Consider the following 22,113-nt stretch of genomic DNA (forward strand, 5'->3'; position numbering starts at 1 on the left):
AGCCACGTGACGGGCGACGGCAACTCCGCCCCGAAATCACCGCCTCCCTTCGGCGAAAGCCCGAGGGCGCTCGATGCCCTGATGCAGCGCGCCCGTGCCGCACTCCTCTGGGAAGGATTGTGGCCCCCACTGGCCGCCGCCGGCACCGTCCTTCTCGGCTTCGCCGCGATCTCCTGGTTTGGCTTTTGGGACCTCATATCGCCTTATGGCCGCATCGCCGGTGTCGTCCTGTTCGGCGCGGTGCTGTTCTACGCTCTTTTCCCTCTCACTCGGTTGTCCTCGCCGAACCGCGCGTCTGCCCTCGCCCGTATCGATCGCGCCAGCGGCCATAACCATCGCCCCGCCACCGCGCTCGGCGACCCTCTGGCAAACCAGCCGGACGATCCGGTCACCCGCGCGCTCTGGGCCGTTCACCGCGCCCGCGCGTTGGAGGCGGCTCGCGATCTTCGCGCCGGCTTCGCCGCTCCTGGCCTCGCCCAGCGCGATCCCCGCGCACTTCGTTTCCTCGCGATCCTCGCCGCTCTGGTCGCATTCATCGCCGCCGGCACCGAGCGCGGACCGCGCCTGCTGTCCGCCTTCGACTGGCACACGCCGGCGATCGGATCCGCCCCTCCTCGCCTCGACGCCTGGGTGACGCCGCCGGCCTATACCGGCCGCGCGCCGATCTTCCTCACCGCTGCCAAGCAGGAAGACGCCGAACGGGCCGTGATGCCGGAGGCGGATCGCATTCACAGCGTTCCGGCCGGCAGTGTCCTGGTCGTTCGTACCGGCGGCGGCCGCACTGAGGTTTCCGCGCCGAATGCGCGCGTTCTGAACCCTGACGACAAGGTGCCCGGAATGGCGAAAGCCCCGCCCGGCGCGCCCGCCAATCCCGGCGAAGGGATCGCGGAGCAGCGTTATGCGCTCGACAACGACGCCGATGTCACCGTGACCCGTCCGACCGGCGAGCCCTTGGTCTGGCGCTTTACGGTCATCCCGGACAATCCGCCGTCCATCGCCTTCCGCACCGAACCGCGGCAGAACGAGAACGGCGCGCTGAACGTCGAATACTCCGCCTCGGACGATTACGGGATCGTCGCCGCCAATGCCGAAATCGCGCTCGCACCGCCCCGCGCGCTCCCCGGCAAGGAGGTCAAGCCGCCGCGACCGCTCTATGGCGCTCCTGAGGTGAAGCTCGCTTTGCCGCAGGGCCGAGGCGGGGATTCCGCGACCGCGATCGACGTCATCGATCATCCCTGGGCCGGTGCGCGGGTGCGCATGACGCTCGTCGCCAAGGACGAGCCCGGCCAGAACGCACGGAGCGAGACGCTCGAAACGGTGCTGCCGGCCCGACCCTTCACCCATCCTGTGGCGCGCGCGCTGATCGAACAACGCCGCCGTCTGGCGCTCGACGCCGAGCAGAAGACCGGCGTCCTCAGCATGCTCGACGCGCTGGCGCTCTATCCGGAGCGCTTCACGCCCTCGAATGGCGTCTATCTCGGCCTGCGCTCGGCCTATTGGCGGCTCGCCGGCGCGAAATCCGACGACGATCTGCGCGGCGTGGTCGACTATCTCTGGGAGATCGCGACACAGCTCGAAGACGGCGATCTGCCGGGCATGCAGAACGATCTCAAGGCCGCCGAGAAGGCGCTGCGCGACGCGCTCGACCGCAATGCGCCGGACGAAGAGATCAAGAAGCTGATGGATGATCTCCGTGCCGCGCTCGACAAATATCTGCAGGAGATGGCGCGGCAGATGCAGCAGAACCCCAATCGCCAGACGGGGCAACTGCCCCCAGGGGCCAAGCTGCTGACGCCGCAGGATTTGGCGAAGATGCTAGACCGGATGGAGGACCTCGCCCGCGGCGGCAACAAGCAGGCCGCGAAGGATCTCCTGTCCGAACTTTCGGAGCTGATGAACAACCTCCAGCGCAGCCAGCAGGCGCCGGGGCAGATGGACGAGGGTTCGGAGGCCGCCGCCAAGGCGCTCGACGAACTCGGCAAGATGATCCGCGAGCAGAGCCAGCTCCGCGACGAGACCTTCCGCCAGCGGCAGCCGGGCCAGCGCGGCCAGCAAGGACAACAGGGGCAGCAGGGGCAGCAGGGACAACGCGGCCAGCAACAGGGTCAGGGCCAGATGGGCCAACAGGGCGAAGGCCAGCAGGGCGAACCCGGCAGCGATCCGGGCCAGCAGGCCGGCGGACGCGAGGGCGGCCAAGGCGATCAGGGCATGGGCGGCCTCGGTGAGCGCCAGGGCGCGCTCCGCCAGCGGCTCGAACAGCTCCTGAAGGACATGCAGGCCCAGGGCCTTGAAGGCAATGACTCGCTCGGCGATGCCGGCAAGGAGATGGGCTCCGCCGAGGGCCAGCTCGGCGAGGGCGATGCCGGCCGCGCCTTCGGCTCGCAGGGCCGCGCGCTCGACGCGCTCCGTCAGGGCGCCCAGAGCATGGCCGAACAGATGCAGCAGCAACAGGGCCAGCAGGGCCAGGCCGGCAATCAAGGCCAGCCGAATGGCGGCCGCCGCCAGGGCCAGCAGGCCACGCAGGACGACACCGATCCGCTCGGCCGTCCGACCCGCTCCCGCCGCTACGATCCCGGCTCGACAGTCCGCGTACCCGGCGAGATCGACGCCCAGCGCGCCCGTCGCGTACAGGAAGAGCTCCGCCGCCGCGTCAGCGAGCCGACGCGCCCGCAGGACGAGCTGGATTATCTGGAGCGTCTGCTGAGGGATTGATGGCAAAGATTTGCCAAAGCTCCATCTCAACAGAAACATTCGGGCGGTGCGTTTTTCCGGGGCGGCGAAGCCGAGCCCGGAAATACGGCAGGACCGATATGGCTCCTCCGGTTAAGCCGGAGGACAACATCCGTTAGCGCTCGGAGTGTGGGTCACGGACTCCGCTTCGCGACCCCGAGACACACCCGGCCGATCCCGCCTAGGCCGCTTTCCGGGACTCCAGCGCGCCGTCCACCGCGCCGCGGATATCGGCCAGGCTGAACGGCTTCGTCACCACGTCATGGATCAGTGCTTCGAGGTCCGACGCGCGCTCGCGCTGATCGGCGAAGCCGGTCATCAGCAGGATCGTCATGTCCGGGCAATCGCGCGCGGCCGAAAGCGCCAGCGCGATGCCGTCCATCAGCGGCATGCGGATGTCGGAGAGCAGCAATTCATAGCCGTCCGGTTCGGCGATCAGCTTGTCGAGCGCTTCGGCGCCGTCTGAGGCCGTCGTGACCTGATGGCCGTCGAGCTCCAGCGCGCGATGGACGAAGCTCCGGATCGAGTCTTCATCGTCGACAACGAGGATACGGGCCATTCTTACGGTCCTCCGGTGATTGTCACGCCGTCTTCCTCGACGACGCCGACGAACGGCAATTGTCTATATGAATGAGCAACATCCATTCCATAACCAACCACGAAATAGTCCGGACATTCGAACCCGACGTAATCGGCGTTAATATCCACGGTACGCTTGCCCGGCTTGTCGAGCAGCACACAGGTCATAACCTCGCGCGCTCCCCTCTGTATCAGCAGGTTTTTCGCATAAGCGAGCGTCCGTCCCGATTCGAGAATGTCGTCGACGAGGATGACGTCGCGGCCGGTCACATCGCTGTCGATGTCACGCACGACGTCCACCGAGCCCGTCGACGTGGTGCCCGTCTTGTAGCTCGAGAGCTGCAGGAACTCGATCTGCGGCGCGAGCTCGGCATCGTGCATCGCCCGGATCAGGTCGGCGGCGAAGACGAAGCTGCCGCGCAGGACCGCGATGACCAGGAGGTCCTTGTGGTCCGCCAGTGCGATCTCTCTCGCGAGTTCGTGGATACGCTTGGCGAGAACCTCGGCTTCGAACAGCGGCCGGACAGTCAAACTCATTGATTCACCCGGGCGGACACATTGAACTGCGCGTCACGCGGATTAAGGAAGCGGACGGAGACGTCCCTGCCCCCGGCCGGCGGCGAAGCCAGCTGCGCGGCGAAGGGCAGCACATCACCAGCCGCCAGTTGAGGCTTCGAGGGCATCGCCGTCCAGACATAAATTTCGCGGCCACTCGTGGCCCGCACCGCAAGCCGCACGCGCGGCACCTCGACCGTTTGCTTCGAGACATTCTCGATGGAGCCGGTGACCGCGAGAACCGGAACGCCATTCTCGATCGTCTCGGACGTCTCGACGTCGTGGAAATCGAGGCCCCGCAAATTCACCGGAATACCGGCCACAGCGTAAAGCGAAGCGAGATCGGGGAATACGGACGCAACCTTGTCGCGCCCCGCAAAGAGGGCGATCACCAGAACCACGCCCGCGATCGTTGCCGCCGTGGTCGTCCGGGGTTTTTCGATTCGGATGGGAGGAAGCAGGCGCCTCGGCTTCTTCGGCGATGGCGGTGCGGGCGCGGCGGCGACGGGTTCCGGCACGTCCTCCTCGTCGTCCTCGTCCTCCTCATATTCGGCATCATCCCAGTCGAACGCCGCGACCGGCTCGACCATCTCCGGTTCGATCTCCTCCTCTGCGGCAAGATCGGTCTCCGGCATCACGCGCCATTTCGCGCCGCATTCCGCACAGCGCACCATGCGACCGTCCGGGCCGAGCGATTCAGGCTCGACCTCGTACTGGCTTACGCAATCGGGACAGGTGATAAGCATGGCGTCGCGACTCGTCTTAGCGCATGAACATGCCCGCAGGCGGCAAATCGGTTGATGCCGCCCGCCATCCCGCGCGCGCGCGGTTAACAATCGGTTAAGCTGACGGATATCTGCTTACGGAAGCAGGTGAAGTCCCTTCCGAGAGGTCGGAAAAAGTGGTCCGGTTCGAAAACGTCGGTTTGCGCTATGGGCCTGGTCCCGAGGTCCTGAGCGATCTCTCCTTCCAGATCGATGCGAACTCGTTCCAGTTTCTGACCGGCCCGTCTGGCGCCGGGAAGACGTCTCTTCTGCGGCTGCTTTTCCTGTCGCTCAAGCCGACGCGAGGGCTGATCTCGATCTTTGGCCGGGACACCGCAACCCTGACCCGCCGCGACCTGCCGGACATCCGCCGCCGCATCGGCATCGTGTTCCAGGATTTTCGACTGCTCGACCATCTGACCACGTTCGAGAACGTCGCCTTGCCTCTCCGCGTGCTGGGCCGGGAGGAGAGCATCTACCGCGCCGAAGTCGTCGAACTGCTCCGCTGGGTCGGGCTCGGTGACAGGGTGAACGCCTATCCGCAGGTGCTGTCGGGCGGCGAGAAGCAGCGCGCCGCGATCGCCCGCGCCGTGATCAGCCGTCCCGAATTCCTGCTCGCGGACGAGCCGACCGGCAACGTCGACCCTCACCTCGCCCGCCGTCTGCTCCGGCTGTTCGTCGAACTGCACAAATCGGGCACGTCCGTGCTAATCGCTACGCACGACATTGCCCTGATGGACCTGTACGATGCACGCCGACTCGTCCTCAGCGACAGCCGCCTTCATATTTACGATTGATGAGTCCGCTCTCCTCCCGCCTCTCCAGTCTTTCGCCGCTTTCGCCGGGCGAAGGCCGGCGCTCGCCGCCTCTGGTGCCGGGCGCTTCTCTCGCGGGCAGCGCGCTGATCGTGATCATCGCCATCATGAGCTTTCTCGCCTCGCTCACGGTCGGCGCGGTCGATATCGTCCGCGATGCGGCGCGCGGCTGGCAGTCGCAGGTCCTGCGCGAAGTGACGATCCAGATCCGGCCCGCCGACGGCCGCGACATGAACGCGGCCGTCTTGCAGGCTCTGGCGCTCGCTCGGGCGACGCCGGGCGTGACCAGCGCCCAGGCCTATAGCGACGCGCAGATGGCGGCCTTGCTGGAACCGTGGCTCGGCTCGGGCGTGAATATCCGCGACCTCCCGACACCGCGCCTGATCGTTGTGCGTACGGCCGAGGACCGGCAACCCGACCTCGCGGGCCTGCGAAACCGCCTCTCGGCCGAAATACCCGGCGCGAGCCTCGACGATCACACCGCCTGGCTCGACCGCCTGCGGTTGACCGGCAACACGCTCGCCGGCTTCGGCATCTCGATCCTCGCGCTCGTCATTCTCGCCACCGCGCTCTCCGTGCTGTTCGCCACGCGTGGCGCGGTCTCCGGCAACAAGGACGTTGTCGAGGTGCTGCATTTCTGCGGTGCGCGCGACGGCTATGTCGCCCGAGCCTTCGCCCGCCGCTTTCTCGGTTTGGGGCTACGCGGAGCGATGATCGGCGGCGGTCTCGCCATCCTGTTCTTCCTGGCTGCCGACCTCCTTGGGGGGTCAGGAGATGCGGCAGGAAGTCTGCTCTTTGGCCGTTACAGCATGAGCCTGAGCGGCTATATCGGCATCGTCGTTCTGGCGCTGTTCATCGGCGTCCTGACCGCCGCGACCTCGCGGCTCACTGTGATGGCACATCTGAGGCGGCTCGATTGACCGGTGAAGAAGGCACGGGAACGAAACCCCGGCCGCCGTCCTTGCTGAAGCGCCTTGTGCAGATCGCCGTCATCGTCGGCAGCATCGGCGCGCTCGCGCTCGTGGGCGGCTTCATCGCGTTCGTCGCGACAATCCCTCGGGATGAACCCGCGGCCAATGTTTCGGGAGACGGCATCGTCGTCCTGACCGGCGGAGCCGAACGCATCGCCGAGGCAACCGAGCTGCTCGCCGAGGGCCGCGCCCGCCGGCTTCTGATCTCCGGCGTCGATCCGCAAACCACCGGCGCGGAGATCGTGCGCATCTATCCCCGCGCCAAACGCTGGCTCGACTGCTGCGTCGATCTCGGCCGCCGGGCATTGAACACCGCCGGCAACGCCGTCGAGACCCGCGAGTGGATCCGGCGCCACGGCTTCCAGACCGTCATCGTGGTGACGTCGGGCTGGCATATGCGGCGCTCGCTGCTGGAACTCCAGCGCGTCATTCCGGAAGCGATCCTCCTGCCGTATCCGGTCATCACCGGCAATGCCGGCAGCGAGACATGGTGGGGGGAGCCGGCGAATTTCCGCCTGCTCGCCACGGAATATGTCAAATACCTCGCCGCCCTCATCCAGGTTCGCGTCGCCCCGCGGATCGCCGACGACGAACCGAAGAAGTCATGACCGTCCTCCGCGCAATCGCCTTCAACATCCTGGCCTATTCGCTGTTCCTGATCATGGCGGTGCTCGGCCTGCCGTTCCTGGTCACTCGCGAAAGCGCGTTCTGGGTTGCCCGCGCCTGGGCCAACATCACGATCTGGCTGATGCACCACGTCGCCGGAATCAAGCTGGAGGTGCGCGGCCTCGAGCATCTGCCAGACGGCGGCTGCATCATCGCCGCGAAGCACCAGTCGGCGCTGGAGACGTTCTCCGCCGTTCCCTATCTTGGCCAGTTCGCGTTCATCCTGAAGCGCGAGCTGAACTGGGTGCCGCTGTTCGGCTGGTACACTTCGCGGACCGGCATGATCCCGGTGAACCGAGGCGCGAAGTCGGCCGCGCTGCGCGAGATCACGATCAAGGCCAGGCAAGCGATCGCCGAGGGCCGCAAGATCATAATCTATCCCGAAGGCACCCGCCGGCCGCCCGGCGCGCCGCCGGAATACAAGTTCGGCGTCATCCATCTCTATTCGGAACTCGACGCGCTCTGCGTTCCGATGGCGGTCAATTCCGGCCTCTATTGGCCCCGCCGCTCGCTCAAGCGCTATCCCGGCACTGCCACGCTCGAATTCCTCGAACCGATCCCGCCGGGCCTCGACCGTGACACTTTCCGGACCCTGCTGCAGGATCGGATCGAGACGGCAACCGCGCGCCTGATCGCGGAAGCCCGCACGCGCGGCGAAGGCATCCCGGAAAATGAGATCGCGCCGCCGAAGACGAAGTCAGCCCAGTAGCCGACCGCCAGCTGCCATCGAGCAGGGCTCACTGCCCAGTCGCTCGGCCATCCATTCGAGCTCCGGATCGCAGACACCGATATGGCGAAGATGCGTCACCGTGTTGATGACGTAGTCGCGGTTCGGCCCGCCCTCGCCCCGGCTCTGCGAGACGAGCGCAAGCCTCTCTTCCCGCGTCAGGCGCCCCGCGTATTGGTGGTGGCGGCGGTCCGCGACATAGGCCAGCGCGACTTCACGGCTGCCGTCCTCGAACCGGACGGGCCGCATCACCTCGCGATAGACGTAATTCCTGAGCTCACGCTCGTGCAGATAGGCGCGCGTCTCGTGCGCCCGCTCGGCGGCCACCCGGAAGGCGACGCCACGGCATGAACCGCCGGCGTCGAGCCCGAGCACCAGACCCGGCTGCTCTTTCGTGCCGCGCCAATGATTGGAAAAGATGCAGAGCGACCGGTGCGCCCCGACGAGCCGAGCCGGCTTTGCCTCATCGAAGGCAAATCCCGGCTGCCACATCAGCGAGCCGTACCCGAAAATCCAAAGATCTGTAGAAGCGTCCATTACCTGCGGGCGCGGAGCTTCGCGAATCTCCGCCTTCTTCGAGCTAAGCCTTGGCTGACGGCGGGATCAAGGCAAACCACATGCCAGTCACGGCTTTTCATAGCCCGAATCGTCATCCTCCGGCTTGACCGGAGGATCCATGGCGATGATGTGGATGCTCCGGTCGAGCGGGAGCATGACGGCGGGCAATCCCTCACTCCCCGGCCGGCGTCCCCGTCCCGTGGCGGCGGCCGAAATCGGCCTCGGACGTATCCTGCCCCATCTCGACGATGCCGCGACGGATCGCGCGTGTCCTCGTGAATAGGTCGAACAATGTATTGCCGTCGCCGCGCCGGATCGCGCGCTGGAGCGCCGTCAGGTCCTCGGTGAAGCGGCCCAGCATTTCCAGCACCGCATCCTTGTTGTGCAGGAAGATGTCGCGCCACATCGTTGGGTCGGACGCGGCGATGCGGGTGAAGTCGCGGAAGCCGGAGGCCGAGAACTTGATCACCTCGGCGCGGACGCTCTCCTCCATGTCGGCGGCGGTGCCGACGATGTTATAGGCGATCAGATGCGGAATATGGCTGGTGATGGCGAGCACGAGGTCGTGGTGCTCCGCCGACATCACCTCGACATTGGCGCCGATGCCACGCCAGAAGGCGGCGAGCTTCTCGACGGCCTTCGGGTCGGTGCCCTCCGGCGGCGTCAGGATGCACCAGCGGCTCTGGAACAGCTCGGCAAAGCCGGCATCCGGGCCGGAATGCTCGGTGCCTGCGATCGGATGCGCCGGGACGAAGTGCACGTCGGCCGGCAGATAGTTCCCCATCTGCTTCACGACCGACGTCTTAACCGAGCCGACATCAGACACGATTGCGCCGGGCTTCAGCACCGGACCGATCGCCTTCGCCACCTGCTCCGACGCACCGACCGGCACGCAGGCGATGACGAGGTCGGCGCCGTCGGCCGCCTCGGCCGGGTCAAGCGTGTAGGCATTTCCGAGGCCCAGCTCACGCGCGCGGTCGAGCGTCTTCTGCGAGCGCGTCTGGACGACGATCTCCTTCACGAGCCCGTTCTGCCGTGCCGCATGCGCGATGGATGAGCCGATCAGGCCGATACCGATCAGCGCCAGCCGGCCGAAAAGAGGTTCAGCCACGCGGCGCTCCCATGAATTCGGCCAGGGCTGCCACCACGAAACGGTTCGCCTCCTCGCTGCCGACCGTCATCCGGAGCGCGTTCGGCAGGCCGTAGGCGGCAACGCGGCGCAGGATCAGGCCGCGCGTCGACAGGAACTCGTCGGCGTCGGCCGCCGTCTTGCCCGGCTCCTCGGGGAAATGGATCAGCACGAAATTCGCCACGCTCGGCGTCGCGTGGAGGCCGAGCTTGGACAATTCGAGGTCGAGCCATTCGAGCCATTTCGTATTGTGCTCGACCGACATCTCGATATGCGCCGTGTCATCGAGGGCGGCGACGCCGGCCGCGACCGCAGCGCCCGATACGTTGAACGGCCCGCGGATGCGGTTCAGCACGTCGACCACGGCCTCCGGCCCATACATCCAGCCGATACGCAGATTGGCGAGGCCGAAGATCTTCGAGAAGGTGTGGGTAACAACGACGTTCTCGAACTCGTCCACCAGTTCGCGGCCGTCGGTGTAGTCCGGCTTGCGGACATATTCCGCATAGGCGGCGTCGAGGACGAGCAGGATATCGGGGCGCAGCCCGGCATGCAGGCGCCGCACCTCTTCCGCCGGCAGATAGGTGCCGGTCGGGTTGTTCGGATTGGCGATGAAGACGATCTTCGTCCGCTCGGTGATGTTGGCGAGGATTGCGTCGACATCGGCGGTGTAGCCGGTTTCGGGAACCACGACGGGCGTCCCGCCCCGGCCCATGATCGCGATCTTGTAGACGAGGAAGCCGTGCTCGGTGAACAGACCCTCGTCCCCCGGACCGACATAGGCATGGGCGAGCAGGTTCAGCAGTTCGTCGGAGCCCGCGCCGCAGACCAGACGCGCCGGATCGAGGTCGTTCGCCTTGCCGATCGCCTCGCGAAGTACTTTCGACGTGCCTTCCGGATAGAGCGAGAGCTTGGCGCCCGTCGCCGTATAGGCCTCAATCGCGCGCGGACTCGGCCCGAATGGCGTCTCGTTCGAGGAGAGCTTGAAGATGCGGTTGACGCCCGGCGCGCCGGTGGACTTGCCGGGGACGTAAGGCTCGATGTCGAGAATGCCCGGGCGCGGCACCGGGCGGATAGGCTGGCTGAGCATTTCTGTCATCCTGCCGCGGCGGCAGGGGCCGCGGTGTCGGCGAGGTCGATCGGCTGGGCATAGCTGCCGACGCGGACCGCTCCCTCGGGTACTCGTGCTGAGGGGATGGCGACGAGACCTCGCCATCGATCGCCGCCGACGGTCTCGGTGATCACGTCGAACATGCCGGCCGGTGGCGCGGCGGCGAAATCGGCGGCGACCACCGCGATCTCATCGACGGCGGCATCGCCGAGCGGCTTCGCGATCACCACCGCAGGCGTCGCGGCCGGGCGGTCCGGATAAATCAGGAACGGCAGGCGTGCCATCACCTGCGGCTTGCCGGGACCGATGTTCAGCCACCACGGCGAGCGCGTGACGCCGAGCCCGATCAGACCGAGATCGCCCTGCGAAGCGGAGACGGCGGAAACCACTGCGTCGGCGCTGTCATAGGCGATGAGCGGCACGTCGAAGCCCATCTGGAAGCGCGCGAGATCGCGCATGCCGGCCGGGTCCGACGACATGTCGACATGCACCGCATACGGCGCCTGCACATGGGTGAAGCCGGAAATGATCGTCCGCCAGATGTTCTCGACCGCCGAGAACGGCAGCCTTCCGCTGTGGCGGGCGACGAGGCGGCGCATCATGTCGGCCTCGCGGCCGGGCCGGAACGCCGAGCCGGTCTCGCCGGTGCGCTTCACCCGGACCAGCGCATCGATGATGCCGCCCCGTTCGATCAGGAGGCGATGCATCGCATCGTCGATCCGGTCGATCTCGTGGCGCAAGTCGTCGAGGGTCTTGGGCGTGTCGTTCATGGCGTCTGGCTTGTGAGCAGGGGCGCACTCAATACGCCGCTGATGCCGGAAGTCAAAGAAACGTTGACTTCAGACCGGCGTGACACCTTATCTGTCGCCCGCACCTAGGAAGGATGCCCGGCGCTATGGCCAGGCCGAAAGTCGTCGAGTCGATCAAGGAAGCAGCCCGCCGGGAAGCGGACCTGCCACAGAGCCATGTCGCACGCTTCGGCCCGGAAAGTCCGCTGAAGCTCGATTGCGGCATCAGCCTCTCGCCCTATCAGGTCGCTTACAAGACCTACGGCACGCTCAACGCCGACAAGTCGAATGCGGTCCTTGTCACCCACGCGCTGACGGGCGACCAGCATGTCGCCAACGAGCACCCGGTGACCGGCAAGCCCGGCTGGTGGGAGACCATGGTCGGCCCGGGCCTGCCGATCGACACGACCCGTTATTTCGTCATCTGCTCGAACGTCCTCGGCGGCTGCATGGGCACGACCGGCCCGTCGTCGATGAATTCGGCGACCGGCCGCCCCTGGGGCGTGGATTTCCCGCTGGTGACGATCCCCGACATCGTCCGCGCCCAGGCCGCCCTGATCGACCACCTCGGCATTGACCAGCTGTTCGCCGTCATCGGCGGCTCGATGGGCGGCATGCAGGTGCTGGAATGGGCAGCGAGCTATCCGGACAAGGTCTTCGCGGCTATGCCGATCGCCACCGCCGCCAAGCATTCGGCGCAGAACATCGCCTTCCACGAGGTCGGCCGCCAGGCGGTCATGGCCGACCCGGAATGGCATGGCGGCCGCTATCTCGAGCACAACGCGGTGCCCCGCAAGGGCCTCGCGGTCGCGCGCATGGCGGCGCACATCACCTATCTCTCGGAAGCCGCGCTGCAGCGGAAGTTCGGCCGCGAATTGCAGGACCGCGAGCGCCCGACCTTCACCTTCGACGCCGACTTCCAGGTCGAGAGCTATCTCCGCCATCAGGGATCGAGCTTCGTCGAGCGCTTCGACGCGAACTCCTATCTCTACGTCACCCGGGCGATGGACTATTACGATCTCGCGGCCGACCACGGCGGCGTCCTCGCCAACGCCTTCAAGGGTACCAAGACCCGATTCTGCGTGATGGGCTTCACCTCCGACTGGCTGTTCCCGACCTCCGACAGCCGCGCCATCGTCCACGCGCTGAACGCAGCCGCGGCGAACGTCTCCTTCGTCGAGATCGAAAGCGATAAGGGGCACGACGCGTTCCTGCTCGACGAGCCGGAATTCTTCGCCACCGCGCGCGGCTTCCTCGCTGGTGCCGGCAAGGCGCGTGGCCTTCCGGAGGCGGAGGGCTGATGGTTTCTCCGAGAATGGTCCGCGAGGGCGCTCCGATGCGCGCCGAGTTCGCGCCTGTGGTAGAGACCGCGCGTCCCGACCATCTCCTGATGGCAGAGATGATCCAGCGCGGCGCGCGCGTCCTCGATGTCGGCTGCGGCGACGGCCAATTGCTGCGCCTGCTCGTCTCCCGCAAGAACGTCGACGGTCGCGGGATCGAGCTCAGCCAGTCCGGCGTGAACAATTCCGTCGCCCACGGCCTCTCGGTCATCCAGGGCGACGCCGACAAGGATCTCGACCAGTATCCGGACGATGCCTTCGACTATGTGATCCTGTCGCAGACGCTGCAGGCGACGCGCCATCCCCGGGCGGTAATGGAGAACCTGCTGCGGATCGGCCGCCGCGCCGTGGTGTCGGTCCCGAATTTCGGTCACTGGCGGATGCGCATGCAGCTCCTCGCGCTCGGCCGCATGCCGGTGACGAAGACGCTGCCCGAGACCTGGTACGACACCCAGAACATCCATCTCTGCACGATCCGCGATTTCGTCGATCTGTGCGATGAGGTCGGCGCTCACATCGAACGCGCCGTCGCGCTCGACGTTTCGGGACGACCGGTCGGCCTGCGCCTTCCATGGTGGTTCTGGAACCTGTTCGGCGCACAGGCGGTGTTTCTGCTGAGCAGGGGCTAGGCACCCCTTCCGCCGTCGGAACTAGGCCTCGTCTCGCCGAACCGGAATCCCCACGCCCGGCACCAGAACCGGCGAGCGCACCCTGACGCGGCTCTCCTTAGCCGCCTTCCTTTTGGCGCGGACTGGCGTGTACACCGACTTCACCGCCTCGACGATGTGGACGCCCGAGAACGGGCTCCAGAACTGGCCGCCCAGCCGCTCCAGCGCAATCGCCGAGCGCAGCACGATGCCCTTGTCGATCGGCGGGAACATCAGCGCCTCGCTCCAGGTCACCGGCGCGAACTGCGACTCGCGAAGCAGCGCCGAGAGCTGTGCGCGGCTGTAGGGGCGTCCGTGGCCGAAGGGCGTGGATTCGATCCGCGCCCACGGCCCACGCCGGTTGGCCACGACCGCGAGCAATTTGCCGCCCGGCGCCAGGCACCGCGAGCATTCGCGGAGCACTTCGCGAGGATCGTCAGCGCTCTCCAGTGCATGGACGAGGATCACCCGGTCTATGGCCGCGTCAGGCAAGGGCCAGATGTCTTCCTCGACCAGCGCCGAGGCCGTGCCGCGGCCGGACTCCCAGGGCATCACCCCCTGCTCCGCCGGCATGAAGGTCATCACCCGTTCGGCATCGTCCCGGAACGGCCCGAGAAACGGCGCGGCGAACCCGAAGCCAAGGACCCGGAGGCCGGCGACGTCCGCGAACCGCGCGCGCAGTTTCGCGCGCAGGACGCGCCGGGCCATCTGCCCGAGGCGGCCGTGATAGAAGGTGCGGAGATCGACGACGTCGAGAGACAATAGGGCCTCTTAGTAGAGTCCCTCGTTCCTCATAACATCCGAGATGAGGTTGTCGGGCTCGCGATCGAGGCAGTGGATGTTCTTTACCCATACCCGGCGGCTTCCATACCGGCCGTCGATCGTGACCAGTTTAGGATAGCAACCGACCGAGGGATCGTTGACGTAATAGGGCCGCTCGCTCGGCCAGATCGCCTGGGCGGCGCGGCCTTCCCTGCCCTGGCGATGGCTCGCATCGGCGATTCCGGGGGCCGCGGTGGCAGCAATCACAAACGCCAAGCCGAAGGCAGTGGAGATTTTCCGGATCATCGAAGCCATCCCGTAATGCGTCAGCTACAGGAGATAGTCCGGCCGCCCCTTTGTTCCAAGGGAAAAGCCGACCTTTCAGCCGGCATCTCGTACTGTGCTTATCGATCGGTAGCAGAGACGAGGTTCAAGCCGCCTGGAACCGATTTATCTGAGGACGGCTTTCGCCAATATCCCGCCGGCCAGCATCTATCGCATCGTCCGGAAGGGCGACGTGCCGCCCGAGTGCCGCCCGGCTGACGAAATCCTCCCGAAACACGGCCGTGTCACGATCAGCGCATCACACAAAGATCGGCCGTACGACGGCGTTCTCTACACGCACCCGAACGGCCGGGGAGGATGCCATGCGCGAGCCCGATCACGACAAACTGGATGCACTCGTTGGCCGGATGGTCGGCGACCTCGGCGCCTGTACGACGGGCCCCCTGGTCGTCCTCGGAGACCGCCTGGGCCTGTTCAAGGCGATGGCCGATGGTGACCCGGTCTCGCCGGAAGAACTGGCGCAACGCACCGGAACGCGCGAACGCTATGTCCGCGAATGGCTGTCCGCCCAGGCGGCGGCGGGCAACGTCGACTATGACGACGAAACGAACAGGTTCAGCCTGTCTCCCGAACAAGCGGCAGTGTTCGCCAACGAGGACAGTCCCGCCTTCTTTGCCGGGGCGTTCGAAATCCTCCAGGCGATGTGGATGGACGAGCCGAAAATCGCCGACGCCTTCGTGAGCGGCAACGGCGTTGGCTGGCACGAACACAGTCAGTGCCTGTTCCGCGGCACGGAGCGCTTCTTCCGGACCGGCTACAATGCCAGCCTCGTCAGCTCCTGGATTCCGGCCATGAATGGAATGTCCAGGCGCCTCGAGGAAGGAGCCGTCGTCGCGGATGTCGGCTGCGGTCACGGCGCCTCGACGGTCCTGATGGCAAAGGCCTATCCGAAGTCCCTTTTTTACGGCTTCGACTATCACGAAGCCTCGATCGAGCGAGCCCGCTCGGCCGCGGAAGAAGCGGGAGTCGGGGACCGCGTCACCTTCGACCGGGCGTCCGCGTCCGATTTCCCGGCAAGGGACTACGATCTCGTCGCGATGTTCGATTGCCTGCACGACATGGGCGACCCGGTGGGCGCCGGCCGCCATGTCCGCGAGACGCTCGCGTCCGGCGGCACCTGGATGATCGTCGAGCCGTTCTCCCACGACAGGCTCAAGGACAACCTCAATCCGGTCGGACGGATCTATTACGGCGCCTCGACCATGCTCTGCACCCCGGCCTCGCTAGCCCAGGACGTGGGATTGGCGCTGGGCGCCCAGGCGGGCGAGACGCGCCTCAGGAAGGTCGCTCTAGACGCCGGCTTCTCGCACTTCCGCCGCGCGACGGAGACGCCGTTCAACATGGTGTTTGAGGCACGCGCCTGAAACGAGAAAGGGCCGGCTCCCATGGGCCGGCCCTTTCGTCATCGTGCCACCGGGATCAGTAGCAGATCTTCTTCGTCTTCCAGACGAACTGGTCGTACTTGTTGCTCCACACCTTCACCTTCTTGAAGGTGCAGAAATCCGGACCGTAATCGTAGGCCGGGTAATAGCCGCCGTAATGCGGGCCGTAGCCATAGCCGTATCCGCCGAAGCCGATACCGATGTGGATGCCCTTGGCCGAAGCGGCGGTCGGGGCGGCGGCAGCGGCGCCGAGAGCGGCGATTGCGGCCATGGAAATCATGATCTTGCGAAGCATCGTGGTCATCCTCGGTCTTTGGAGAGACCGTCCGGAACCATTTCCCGCGGCCTCGATGACCATTGGTCGGCGCCGCCTCGAAACGGGTTCAATGCCCCGTTCGCAGGGTGAATGATTTCTTTCCGCGTCCGCCCAGTTGACCTTCAACCCGGCCAAGCCCAGTTTCCCGCGCAAGCGCAAGGAAACAATCAATGCCCGATATCCGCCTCGTCCCCTGCCTCGCCGACAATTACGCCGTGATCGTTCGCGAGGGAGATACCGTGATGCTCGTCGACGCACCCGAGGCGGGTCCGATCCGGGAGCAGCTCAAGGCCGATGGCTGGCGGCTGACGCACATCCTGATCACCCACAAGCACGACGACCATATCGCCGGCATTCCGGAGCTCGCGGCCGAATATTCGCCGATCATCGTCGGACCCGAAGCCGAGCAGGACAAGATCCCGGGCCTCACCCGGACGGTACGCGAGGGCGACAAGGTCGAGGTCGGCCCGATGGTCGCCGACGTCTACGAGACGCCGGGACACACCTCCGGCCACGTCTCGTTCCATTTCCCAAAGGAGAAGCTGCTGTTCTCCGGCGACACCTTGTTCGCGCTCGGCTGCGGCCGCCTGTTCGAAGGCTCGCCCGCCCAGATGTGGCACTCGCTCTCGAAGCTCCGCGCTCTGCCGGACGACACCTCGGTCTATTGCGGCCACGAATACACGTTGTCGAACGCCCGCTTCGCGATCACGGTCGACCCGCACAACAAGGCCCTGCAGGAGCGCGCCGCCGACATTGCCCGCGCGCGGGATGCCGGCCAGCCGACAATTCCGTTCCAGCTCGGGCTCGACAAGGCGACCAGCCCCTTCCTGCGCGCCGACGATCCGGCCGTCGCGACAGGCGTCGGAACACCGGGAGCCTCGCCGGAAACCGTGTTTGCGGAAGTTCGCGAGCGCAAAAACAATTTCTGACAAACCGCGTTGCAATGCCCCGCGATCTTTGGCATAGAACGCGCCTCGCGCCGGGCACGCCCGCCGCGACGGGACTGAAGCGTGCGGGTGTAGCTCAGGGGTAGAGCACAACCTTGCCAAGGTTGGGGTCGAGGGTTCGAATCCCTTCGCCCGCTCCAGTTTCCCATCGATCGAAGCCGTGGGGACTCCACGGCTTTTTTCGTTTGGGCCTACATGTCGCGGATTGCTCGCGAAGGGCTCCGGTTACCGCGCGGTTACATGATGCTCCCCGCTACGGAAACCCGCCCCGGCTGTGATCCGTCGGCGGCCCGTAACTCCCTCTCATCTTCCCACTTTAATTGGACACCACACTTGCCAGCTTCCAAGCACGATACATTCGCTGACCGCCGATCCGCTGCAGCGAGCGCCAGACAGGCGCTGCTCGAAAAGTTCAAAACCCGTCCGGCCGAGGATGATGCGGCCGAGATCGAGCGCCGCGCCGAGCGCACCCGCATTGCCGAGGCGCGCGCCGCCCGCCTTGCCGAGAAGGAAGCCGTGCGCAAGGCCGAAGAGGATCGCCGCGCCGCCGTGCGTGAGCAGGAAGAAGCCGAACGCCTCGCCGCCGAAGCGGCAATCGAGGCCGAGCGCGTCGCTGCCGAACAGGCGCTGGCCGAAGAGAAGAACGCCCGCGACGCTGCCAAGGCCGCGCGGATCAAGCAGGTGGTTGTTGATGAGGCTGCGCAGAAGGCCGCCCGCGACGCCCGGTACGCCAGCCGCAAAAGCCGTGTCGCGCGCGGCTGAAAGCCAACGAGCTACCGAGGGTTCGACCCTTCCACCGACCCAGTCAGCCCGAACAGAAGCCGCGGGAAACCGCGGCTTTGTCGTTTTCGGGCGAGCCCGTTCGCTGGGGCGCACACACCTTCAGGGCGCGTTCCCCTGTTCTTCAGGTCCGCTAACGGCCGAACTTCAACTGCTCCTTGCCCGGCATTGGCGAGCCATCTCCAGGACCCGCTTGAGGACAGCTATTGCGGCCTCGCTTTCCTTGCCACCGGCGCGGGACAGGTCCAGGGCGAAACGAAACAGTTCTTCAAGGCCCTGGTCGTCTTCAGCGATCAAACGCGTCGCCGCGAGAACGGCTTCGTCGGTCGGAGCCAGTCCCACCGCCGCCTCGACGATCTGCCCAACGACGTCCAGTTCTGGATGAAGCCCCAGGCGCGACGAACGAGTGTTTACATAGTCCGCCATCCGGGCGAACAACGCCACTTCATCGTCATAACCTTTGGCCATTGCCACGCGTGCGAGCACCTTCAGGCCCGGCATGCATTGTTGGCGGGCAGTTTTGGCAATGCGCGCAGCACTGGTTTCGGTTGGCCTTGCTAGCGCTTGGTTCACCCGAACCAGGACATCGACGTCCACAAAGCCCTCGTCGCTGAGCGCTGTGTCCAGCTCCACAAAAACCACGGGCTCTGGCGGCGCGACGTGGGGACGCTGACACTGGTGGGCGATCCATTCCGGCAAATAACCAAGCTGGACCTGATGCCGCTTTTGGCCTCCCAAAAGTCCCTTACTCACCCACCAGCCATCAACAGCAATGGCAAAGCTTTTTCGGTAGCGAGAAGATTCCACCTCTTGTCGAGCAAGGACACCAAACCGATCCTCGCCGGCGGCCTTCGCTTCCTGAATGAAGGACTGAACTTCTCTCAGTCGAGAACGCAGGCCAGCGACCTCGACGGGCATACCTTCATTCAATTTGCGCCAAGAGCCGGCTGGCGGCCCTGCTCGTTGGCCTTGGATCTTCGTCGCCACGCGACGCCTCGACAGGGAAGAGCGCGCTCACGCCGTCCCATCCTGCGGAGTCGTTTCTGACCTCAATCGTTCCATTCGCGCGAGCGCATGTGGCATCGATTTCGATCGTAATCGCGTCACTGCGTTTCGTTGTTGGCACCCACGACATCCCCTTTTTGTGCCCGGGGCATTTCTCGGAGTCGTGCCTGTGGCGCTATGAGGCTCGGTTCACGGCAGTGGCTGGTCGCCGGGTGTGGAAAGTGGCGGACAAGTCCGCCACTGCCAATATCAGCTGGCCTTCCTGGTCACCAGCGTCAGCGTACCGTCCGGCCCCAGGCTGGCTACGATGACGTGGGCCGAGGTCAGGCCCTTGGCTTCGAGCTCGGATTTGATTTTGGGGGAGGCGTCGATCGAAGCGCGCAACCTTTGAAGATCGCCGTCGCCGCGCTGTGCCACCACTTTGTTGACCTGCGTCTGTGTGGATTCAGGCAACTCATTCATATCGACGATATCGATGCTTTGAATCGTCGGGGTCGCCGCGGGGGGAGATGTCGGCGCGGCCGTAGGAGGCTGCACGGATGGCTGCTGCGCGGATGGCGCTTGCGCGTTGGCCGCCGTTGCGAAGGCGAGAGCGGCGCCCGCTGCCAGAATTGCGATCATGCGCATGGGGATTCCCTTCCTCGGGCATGGTCACCAGCGACCATCCTGACACCTCACACGCCGAACGCGGTTGGAAGTCGGGCGTCGGATGGTCATTCCGTGGTCATGTCGCGCCGAAAATGTGCACCGTCTCGCGGCGCCCGAACGCCGGCAGGGTTCCCACGGCGGCCATGCGGCGATGGTGAGGCGGCGAGCGCCGTGCAGTTTCAGTTCCAGCCCGCCCACCAAGCAGACCGCTCACCGGCACCGGCTCAAGGCGCACGAGGCCATAGCAGAAGAAAGGGCGTTTACTCCGCAGCATCGCCCCCCGGCACCGCACACACCTCCGACCGCGTCAGAAACCGCCGTTCCCGCCCGTTATCCAGCGAGAACATGCCACCGCGGCCCGACACGACGTCGATGATCAGGTCGGTGTGCTTCCACATCTCGTATTGGGGGCCGCCGATGTAGAACGGCATGCCGCCGATATGGCCGAGCAGCACGTCGGCATCGCCGATGATGAAGTCGCCCTGCGGGTAGCACATCGGGCTCGATCCGTCGCAGCAGCCGCCCGATTGGTGGAACAGCACCGGGCCGTGATCGGCCACGATCTCCTCCAGCAGGCCGAGCGCCGCCGGTGTCGCGATTACCTTGTCCGCCATTTCTATCGCACCGTCGCTGAATGGAGCGGCGGCGGCGCCGATCGCGCCGCCGCCCGTCTGTCAGAAGAAGCCGAGCTTCTGGGGGCTGTAGCTGACCAGCATGTTCTTGGTCTGCTGGTAATGGTCCAGCATCATCTTGTGGTTCTCGCGCCCGACGCCGGACTGCTTGTAGCCGCCGAACGCCGCGTGCGCCGGATAGGCGTGATAGCAATTGGTCCACACCCGTCCGGCCTGGATGGCGCGGCCGAACCGGTAGCAGCGGTTGGCGTCGCGGCTCCAGATGCCGGCGCCGAGGCCGTAAAGCGTGTCGTTGGCGATCGCCAGCGCCTCGTCGTCGTCCCTGAACGTCGTCACCGAAACGACCGGTCCGAAGATCTCCTCCTGGAAGACCCGCATCCGGTTGCTGCCGCGGAACACTGTCGGCTTGACGTAATAGCCGCCGGCGAGATCGCCCGGCAGCATGTTGCGCTCACCGCCCGTCAGCACCTCGGCGCCTTCCTTCCGGCCGATGTCGAAATAGGACAGGATCTTCTCGAGCTGCTCGGTCGAGGCCTGCGCGCCGATCATCGTGGCGGGGTCGAGCGGATCGCCCTGGACGATCGCCTCGACGCGAGTGATCGCGCGCTCCATGAACCGGTCGTAGATCGATTCATGCACCAGTGCCCGGCTCGGGCAGGTGCAGACCTCGCCCTGGTTGAGCGCGAACATGGCGAAGCCTTCGAGCGCCTTGTCGAAGAAATCGTCGTCGTCGGCCATCACGTCCTTGAAGAAGATGTTCGGCGACTTGCCGCCGAGTTCGAGCGTCACCGGGATCAGGTTCTGGCTGGCGTACTGCATGATCAGCCGGCCGGTCGTCGTCTCGCCGGTGAAGGCGATCTTGGCGACCCGCGGCGAGGACGCCAGCGGCTTGCCGGCCTCCAGCCCGAAGCCGTTGACGACGTTCAGCACGCCCGGCGGCAGGGTGTCGGCGATCAGGTCGACGAAGAGGAGGATCGAGGCCGGCGTCTGCTCGGCCGGCTTCAGCACCACGCAATTGCCCGCCGCGAGCGCCGGAGCGAGCTTCCACACCGCCATCAGCAGCGGGAAGTTCCAGGGAATGATCTGGCCCACCACGCCGAGCGGCTCATGGAAATGATAGGCGACCGTGTCGTGGTCGATCTCCGATATGCCGCCCTCCTGCGCGCGGATCGCGCCCGCGAAATAGCGGAAATGGTCGATCGCCAGCGGCAGGTCGGCCGCCTTCGTCTCGCGGATCGGCTTGCCGTTGTCCCAGGTCTCCGCATTGGCCAGAAGTTCGAGGTTGTCCTCCATGATGTCGGCGATGCGGTTGAGCATCAGCGCCCGCTCGGCGACGCTGGTGCGCCCCCAGGCCTCCTTGGCCGCATGCGCGGCATCGAGCGCCGCCTCGATGTCCCGGGCGTCGGACCGCGCGACCTCGCACAGCACCTGGCCGTTCACCGGCGACGGATTGTCGAAGTACTTGCCGGACAGCGGATCGGTCCACTTGCCGCCGATGAAATTGCCGTAACGCTTGGAGTACGGCGATTTCGCGCTGCGAGAAAATTCGGCCTTGTTCATTGTTGTTCCTCCCGAAACACGCCGCGAAACGCAGCCTGTCGGCAGGAGAGTCCGGTGGCGGGGGCGCGTCGTTAAAGGACACGCCGGCGGGACCGAAGCCCTGTATGCTGCCGATACGCTATTGTTTTTGTGTCATGCGTCGTCGCACGGCTGACCCATCATGTGGGCGCGCTTCGGCCGGTGTCCAGCCGCCCTGGCGCATGGCGCGGCTTCTGTGCGATGCAGTCAGCGTCGAGCGGTCGCCCGGACGCGACTCGCACCCGCCGTTTCATCAGCGATGCCGGGAACGGCCATAACTATGCAACGTTGTGGGCTCACTGTCGCTCGACACCACATCCCAACATCGAGAGTACCGA

The 22,113-nt window shown here is 65.8% G+C and carries 24 protein-coding genes and 1 tRNA gene; 11 read left to right on the forward strand and 14 right to left on the reverse strand.

Translation table 11 applies throughout. The features are described from left to right. Positions 1-6: 6 nt before the first annotated feature. Positions 7-2,712: a TIGR02302 family protein gene (locus ACFPFW_RS11240; protein ID WP_379770743.1), complete on the forward strand. Its 2,706-nt coding sequence runs from the start codon at positions 7-9 to the stop codon at positions 2,710-2,712. A gap of 199 nt (positions 2,713-2,911) precedes the next feature. Here ACFPFW_RS11240 and ACFPFW_RS11245 read toward each other — a convergent pair whose 3' ends face one another. The 3 genes from ACFPFW_RS11245 to ACFPFW_RS11255 are packed head-to-tail and all read right to left on the reverse strand — an operon-like array spanning position 2,912 to position 4,610. Then, on the reverse strand, positions 2,912-3,289 hold the full coding sequence (locus ACFPFW_RS11245; RefSeq protein WP_114957928.1) for a response regulator: 378 nt from the start codon (positions 3,287-3,289) through the stop codon (positions 2,912-2,914). Positions 3,290-3,291: 2 nt separating this feature from the next. Further along, positions 3,292-3,846, reverse strand: a complete 555-nt coding sequence (hpt, locus tag ACFPFW_RS11250) for a hypoxanthine phosphoribosyltransferase (protein ID WP_114957927.1) — start codon at positions 3,844-3,846, stop codon at positions 3,292-3,294. Further along, complete coding sequence (locus tag ACFPFW_RS11255; RefSeq protein ID WP_114957926.1) at positions 3,843-4,610, reverse strand: zinc-ribbon domain-containing protein; 768 nt, start codon at positions 4,608-4,610, stop codon at positions 3,843-3,845. The genes hpt and ACFPFW_RS11255 overlap by 4 nt, the downstream gene beginning before the upstream one ends. Positions 4,611-4,765: 155 nt before the next feature. Between ACFPFW_RS11255 and ftsE the strand changes: the two genes are divergently transcribed. From ftsE to ACFPFW_RS11275, 4 genes are read left to right on the forward strand one after another with little or no spacing between them, the layout of a single operon-like run. Further along, positions 4,766-5,425 carry a cell division ATP-binding protein FtsE gene (gene ftsE / locus ACFPFW_RS11260; protein ID WP_114957925.1) on the forward strand — a complete coding sequence of 220 codons (660 nt, stop codon included), beginning with the start codon at positions 4,766-4,768 and terminating at the stop codon, positions 5,423-5,425. Further along, positions 5,425-6,363, forward strand: a complete 939-nt coding sequence (locus tag ACFPFW_RS11265) for a cell division protein FtsX (protein ID WP_114957924.1) — start codon at positions 5,425-5,427, stop codon at positions 6,361-6,363. The genes ftsE and ACFPFW_RS11265 overlap by 1 nt, the downstream gene beginning before the upstream one ends. Beyond that, positions 6,360-7,022 carry a YdcF family protein gene (locus ACFPFW_RS11270; RefSeq protein WP_114957923.1) on the forward strand — a complete coding sequence of 221 codons (663 nt, stop codon included), beginning with the start codon at positions 6,360-6,362 and terminating at the stop codon, positions 7,020-7,022. Before ACFPFW_RS11265 ends, ACFPFW_RS11270 begins: the two co-directional genes overlap by 4 nt. Next, positions 7,019-7,789, forward strand: coding sequence for a lysophospholipid acyltransferase family protein (locus ACFPFW_RS11275; RefSeq protein ID WP_114957922.1), 771 nt, complete (start codon positions 7,019-7,021; stop codon positions 7,787-7,789). The genes ACFPFW_RS11270 and ACFPFW_RS11275 overlap by 4 nt, the downstream gene beginning before the upstream one ends. Here the strand turns inward: ACFPFW_RS11275 and ACFPFW_RS11280 are convergent. From ACFPFW_RS11280 to ACFPFW_RS11295, 4 genes are all read right to left on the reverse strand, one after another. After that, the gene (locus tag ACFPFW_RS11280) at positions 7,778-8,344 is read right to left on the reverse strand and encodes a gamma-glutamylcyclotransferase (RefSeq protein ID WP_114957921.1); all 567 of its coding nucleotides are present in this window, start codon (positions 8,342-8,344) and stop codon (positions 7,778-7,780) included. The two genes, ACFPFW_RS11275 and ACFPFW_RS11280, sit on opposite strands and share 12 nt — an antisense overlap. 193 nt (positions 8,345-8,537) lie before the next feature. Continuing rightward, complete coding sequence (locus ACFPFW_RS11285; RefSeq protein WP_114957920.1) at positions 8,538-9,476, reverse strand: prephenate/arogenate dehydrogenase family protein; 939 nt, start codon at positions 9,474-9,476, stop codon at positions 8,538-8,540. Next, positions 9,469-10,593 (reverse strand): histidinol-phosphate transaminase, encoded by a 1,125-nt coding sequence (gene hisC, locus ACFPFW_RS11290; protein WP_379770751.1) that lies wholly within the window; start codon positions 10,591-10,593, stop codon positions 9,469-9,471. The genes ACFPFW_RS11285 and hisC overlap by 8 nt, the downstream gene beginning before the upstream one ends. Beyond that, positions 10,590-11,375, reverse strand: a complete 786-nt coding sequence (locus ACFPFW_RS11295; RefSeq protein ID WP_114957918.1) for a chorismate mutase — start codon at positions 11,373-11,375, stop codon at positions 10,590-10,592. The genes hisC and ACFPFW_RS11295 overlap by 4 nt, the downstream gene beginning before the upstream one ends. Before the next feature lie 125 nt (positions 11,376-11,500). On the opposite strand from ACFPFW_RS11295, the gene metX reads away from it, so the two are divergent. Continuing rightward, complete coding sequence (gene metX, locus ACFPFW_RS11300) at positions 11,501-12,694, forward strand: homoserine O-acetyltransferase MetX (RefSeq protein ID WP_114957917.1); 1,194 nt, start codon at positions 11,501-11,503, stop codon at positions 12,692-12,694. 14 nt (positions 12,695-12,708) lie between these two features. Further along, entirely contained in the window at positions 12,709-13,362 is a 654-nt protein-coding gene (metW, locus tag ACFPFW_RS11305; protein WP_114957916.1) for a methionine biosynthesis protein MetW, read from the forward strand. Positions 13,363-13,383: 21 nt separating this feature from the next. Here the strand turns inward: metW and ACFPFW_RS11310 are convergent, their stop codons facing one another. Further along, positions 13,384-14,142 (reverse strand): methyltransferase domain-containing protein, encoded by a 759-nt coding sequence (locus tag ACFPFW_RS11310; protein WP_114957915.1) that lies wholly within the window; start codon positions 14,140-14,142, stop codon positions 13,384-13,386. A 9-nt stretch (positions 14,143-14,151) separates the two neighbouring features. After that, positions 14,152-14,448 (reverse strand): hypothetical protein, encoded by a 297-nt coding sequence (locus tag ACFPFW_RS11315; protein WP_162799742.1) that lies wholly within the window; start codon positions 14,446-14,448, stop codon positions 14,152-14,154. A gap of 341 nt (positions 14,449-14,789) precedes the next feature. Between ACFPFW_RS11315 and ACFPFW_RS11320 the strand changes: the two genes are divergently transcribed. Further along, positions 14,790-15,851, forward strand: a complete 1,062-nt coding sequence (locus tag ACFPFW_RS11320; protein WP_114957913.1) for a class I SAM-dependent methyltransferase — start codon at positions 14,790-14,792, stop codon at positions 15,849-15,851. A 55-nt stretch (positions 15,852-15,906) separates the two neighbouring features. Here ACFPFW_RS11320 and ACFPFW_RS11325 read toward each other — a convergent pair whose 3' ends face one another. Continuing rightward, entirely contained in the window at positions 15,907-16,173 is a 267-nt protein-coding gene (locus ACFPFW_RS11325) for a hypothetical protein (protein ID WP_114957912.1), read from the reverse strand. Between the two features lie 182 nt (positions 16,174-16,355). Between ACFPFW_RS11325 and gloB the strand changes: the two genes are divergently transcribed. From gloB to ACFPFW_RS11340, 3 genes are all read left to right on the forward strand, one after another. Beyond that, positions 16,356-17,114 carry a hydroxyacylglutathione hydrolase gene (gene gloB / locus ACFPFW_RS11330; RefSeq protein ID WP_114957911.1) on the forward strand — a complete coding sequence of 253 codons (759 nt, stop codon included), beginning with the start codon at positions 16,356-16,358 and terminating at the stop codon, positions 17,112-17,114. Between the two features lie 83 nt (positions 17,115-17,197). After that, positions 17,198-17,272 (forward strand) — tRNA-Gly (locus tag ACFPFW_RS11335). 100 nt (positions 17,273-17,372) lie between these two features. Beyond that, on the forward strand, positions 17,373-17,894 hold the full coding sequence (locus ACFPFW_RS11340) for a DUF6481 family protein (protein ID WP_379770758.1): 522 nt from the start codon (positions 17,373-17,375) through the stop codon (positions 17,892-17,894). A gap of 165 nt (positions 17,895-18,059) precedes the next feature. Here the strand turns inward: ACFPFW_RS11340 and ACFPFW_RS11345 are convergent, their stop codons facing one another. The 4 genes from ACFPFW_RS11345 to adh form a co-directional block, all read right to left on the reverse strand. After that, positions 18,060-18,899, reverse strand: a complete 840-nt coding sequence (locus ACFPFW_RS11345) for a hypothetical protein (protein WP_162799741.1) — start codon at positions 18,897-18,899, stop codon at positions 18,060-18,062. 267 nt (positions 18,900-19,166) lie between these two features. Continuing rightward, the gene (locus ACFPFW_RS11350) at positions 19,167-19,544 is read right to left on the reverse strand and encodes a hypothetical protein (protein ID WP_114957908.1); all 378 of its coding nucleotides are present in this window, start codon (positions 19,542-19,544) and stop codon (positions 19,167-19,169) included. Positions 19,545-19,825: 281 nt separating this feature from the next. Then, the gene (locus tag ACFPFW_RS11355) at positions 19,826-20,179 is read right to left on the reverse strand and encodes a DUF779 domain-containing protein (protein WP_114957907.1); all 354 of its coding nucleotides are present in this window, start codon (positions 20,177-20,179) and stop codon (positions 19,826-19,828) included. 60 nt (positions 20,180-20,239) lie between these two features. After that, positions 20,240-21,757 (reverse strand): aldehyde dehydrogenase, encoded by a 1,518-nt coding sequence (gene adh / locus ACFPFW_RS11360; protein ID WP_114957906.1) that lies wholly within the window; start codon positions 21,755-21,757, stop codon positions 20,240-20,242. Positions 21,758-22,113 lie beyond the last annotated feature (356 nt).

It is taken from the genome of Flaviflagellibacter deserti, assembly GCF_042652085.1.
GTDB classification, from domain to species: domain Bacteria; phylum Pseudomonadota; class Alphaproteobacteria; order Rhizobiales; family Methylopilaceae; genus Flaviflagellibacter; species Flaviflagellibacter deserti.

Bases quoted from the DNA above. Each gene is read 5' to 3' on its own strand.
- ACFPFW_RS11245 (WP_114957928.1), bottom strand. From the start codon at position 3,289: ATGGCCCGTATCCTCGTTGTCGACGATGAAGACTCGATCCGGAGCTTC.
- hpt (WP_114957927.1), bottom strand. From the start codon at position 3,846: ATGAGTTTGACTGTCCGGCCGCTGTTCGAAGCCGAGGTTCTCGCCAAG.
- ACFPFW_RS11255 (WP_114957926.1), bottom strand. From the start codon at position 4,610: ATGCTTATCACCTGTCCCGATTGCGTAAGCCAGTACGAGGTCGAGCCT.
- ACFPFW_RS11265 (WP_114957924.1), top strand. From the start codon at position 5,425: ATGAGTCCGCTCTCCTCCCGCCTCTCCAGTCTTTCGCCGCTTTCGCCG.
- ACFPFW_RS11275 (WP_114957922.1), top strand. From the start codon at position 7,019: ATGACCGTCCTCCGCGCAATCGCCTTCAACATCCTGGCCTATTCGCTG.
- ACFPFW_RS11280 (WP_114957921.1), bottom strand. From the start codon at position 8,344: ATGGACGCTTCTACAGATCTTTGGATTTTCGGGTACGGCTCGCTGATG.
- hisC (WP_379770751.1), bottom strand. From the start codon at position 10,593: ATGACAGAAATGCTCAGCCAGCCTATCCGCCCGGTGCCGCGCCCGGGC.
- ACFPFW_RS11295 (WP_114957918.1), bottom strand. From the start codon at position 11,375: ATGAACGACACGCCCAAGACCCTCGACGACTTGCGCCACGAGATCGAC.
- metX (WP_114957917.1), top strand. From the start codon at position 11,501: ATGGCCAGGCCGAAAGTCGTCGAGTCGATCAAGGAAGCAGCCCGCCGG.
- metW (WP_114957916.1), top strand. From the start codon at position 12,709: ATGGTCCGCGAGGGCGCTCCGATGCGCGCCGAGTTCGCGCCTGTGGTA.
- ACFPFW_RS11315 (WP_162799742.1), bottom strand. From the start codon at position 14,448: ATGATCCGGAAAATCTCCACTGCCTTCGGCTTGGCGTTTGTGATTGCT.
- ACFPFW_RS11320 (WP_114957913.1), top strand. From the start codon at position 14,790: ATGCGCGAGCCCGATCACGACAAACTGGATGCACTCGTTGGCCGGATG.
- ACFPFW_RS11325 (WP_114957912.1), bottom strand. From the start codon at position 16,173: ATGACCACGATGCTTCGCAAGATCATGATTTCCATGGCCGCAATCGCC.
- gloB (WP_114957911.1), top strand. From the start codon at position 16,356: ATGCCCGATATCCGCCTCGTCCCCTGCCTCGCCGACAATTACGCCGTG.
- ACFPFW_RS11340 (WP_379770758.1), top strand. From the start codon at position 17,373: ATGATGCTCCCCGCTACGGAAACCCGCCCCGGCTGTGATCCGTCGGCG.
- ACFPFW_RS11350 (WP_114957908.1), bottom strand. From the start codon at position 19,544: ATGCGCATGATCGCAATTCTGGCAGCGGGCGCCGCTCTCGCCTTCGCA.
- ACFPFW_RS11355 (WP_114957907.1), bottom strand. From the start codon at position 20,179: ATGGCGGACAAGGTAATCGCGACACCGGCGGCGCTCGGCCTGCTGGAG.
- adh (WP_114957906.1), bottom strand. From the start codon at position 21,757: ATGAACAAGGCCGAATTTTCTCGCAGCGCGAAATCGCCGTACTCCAAG.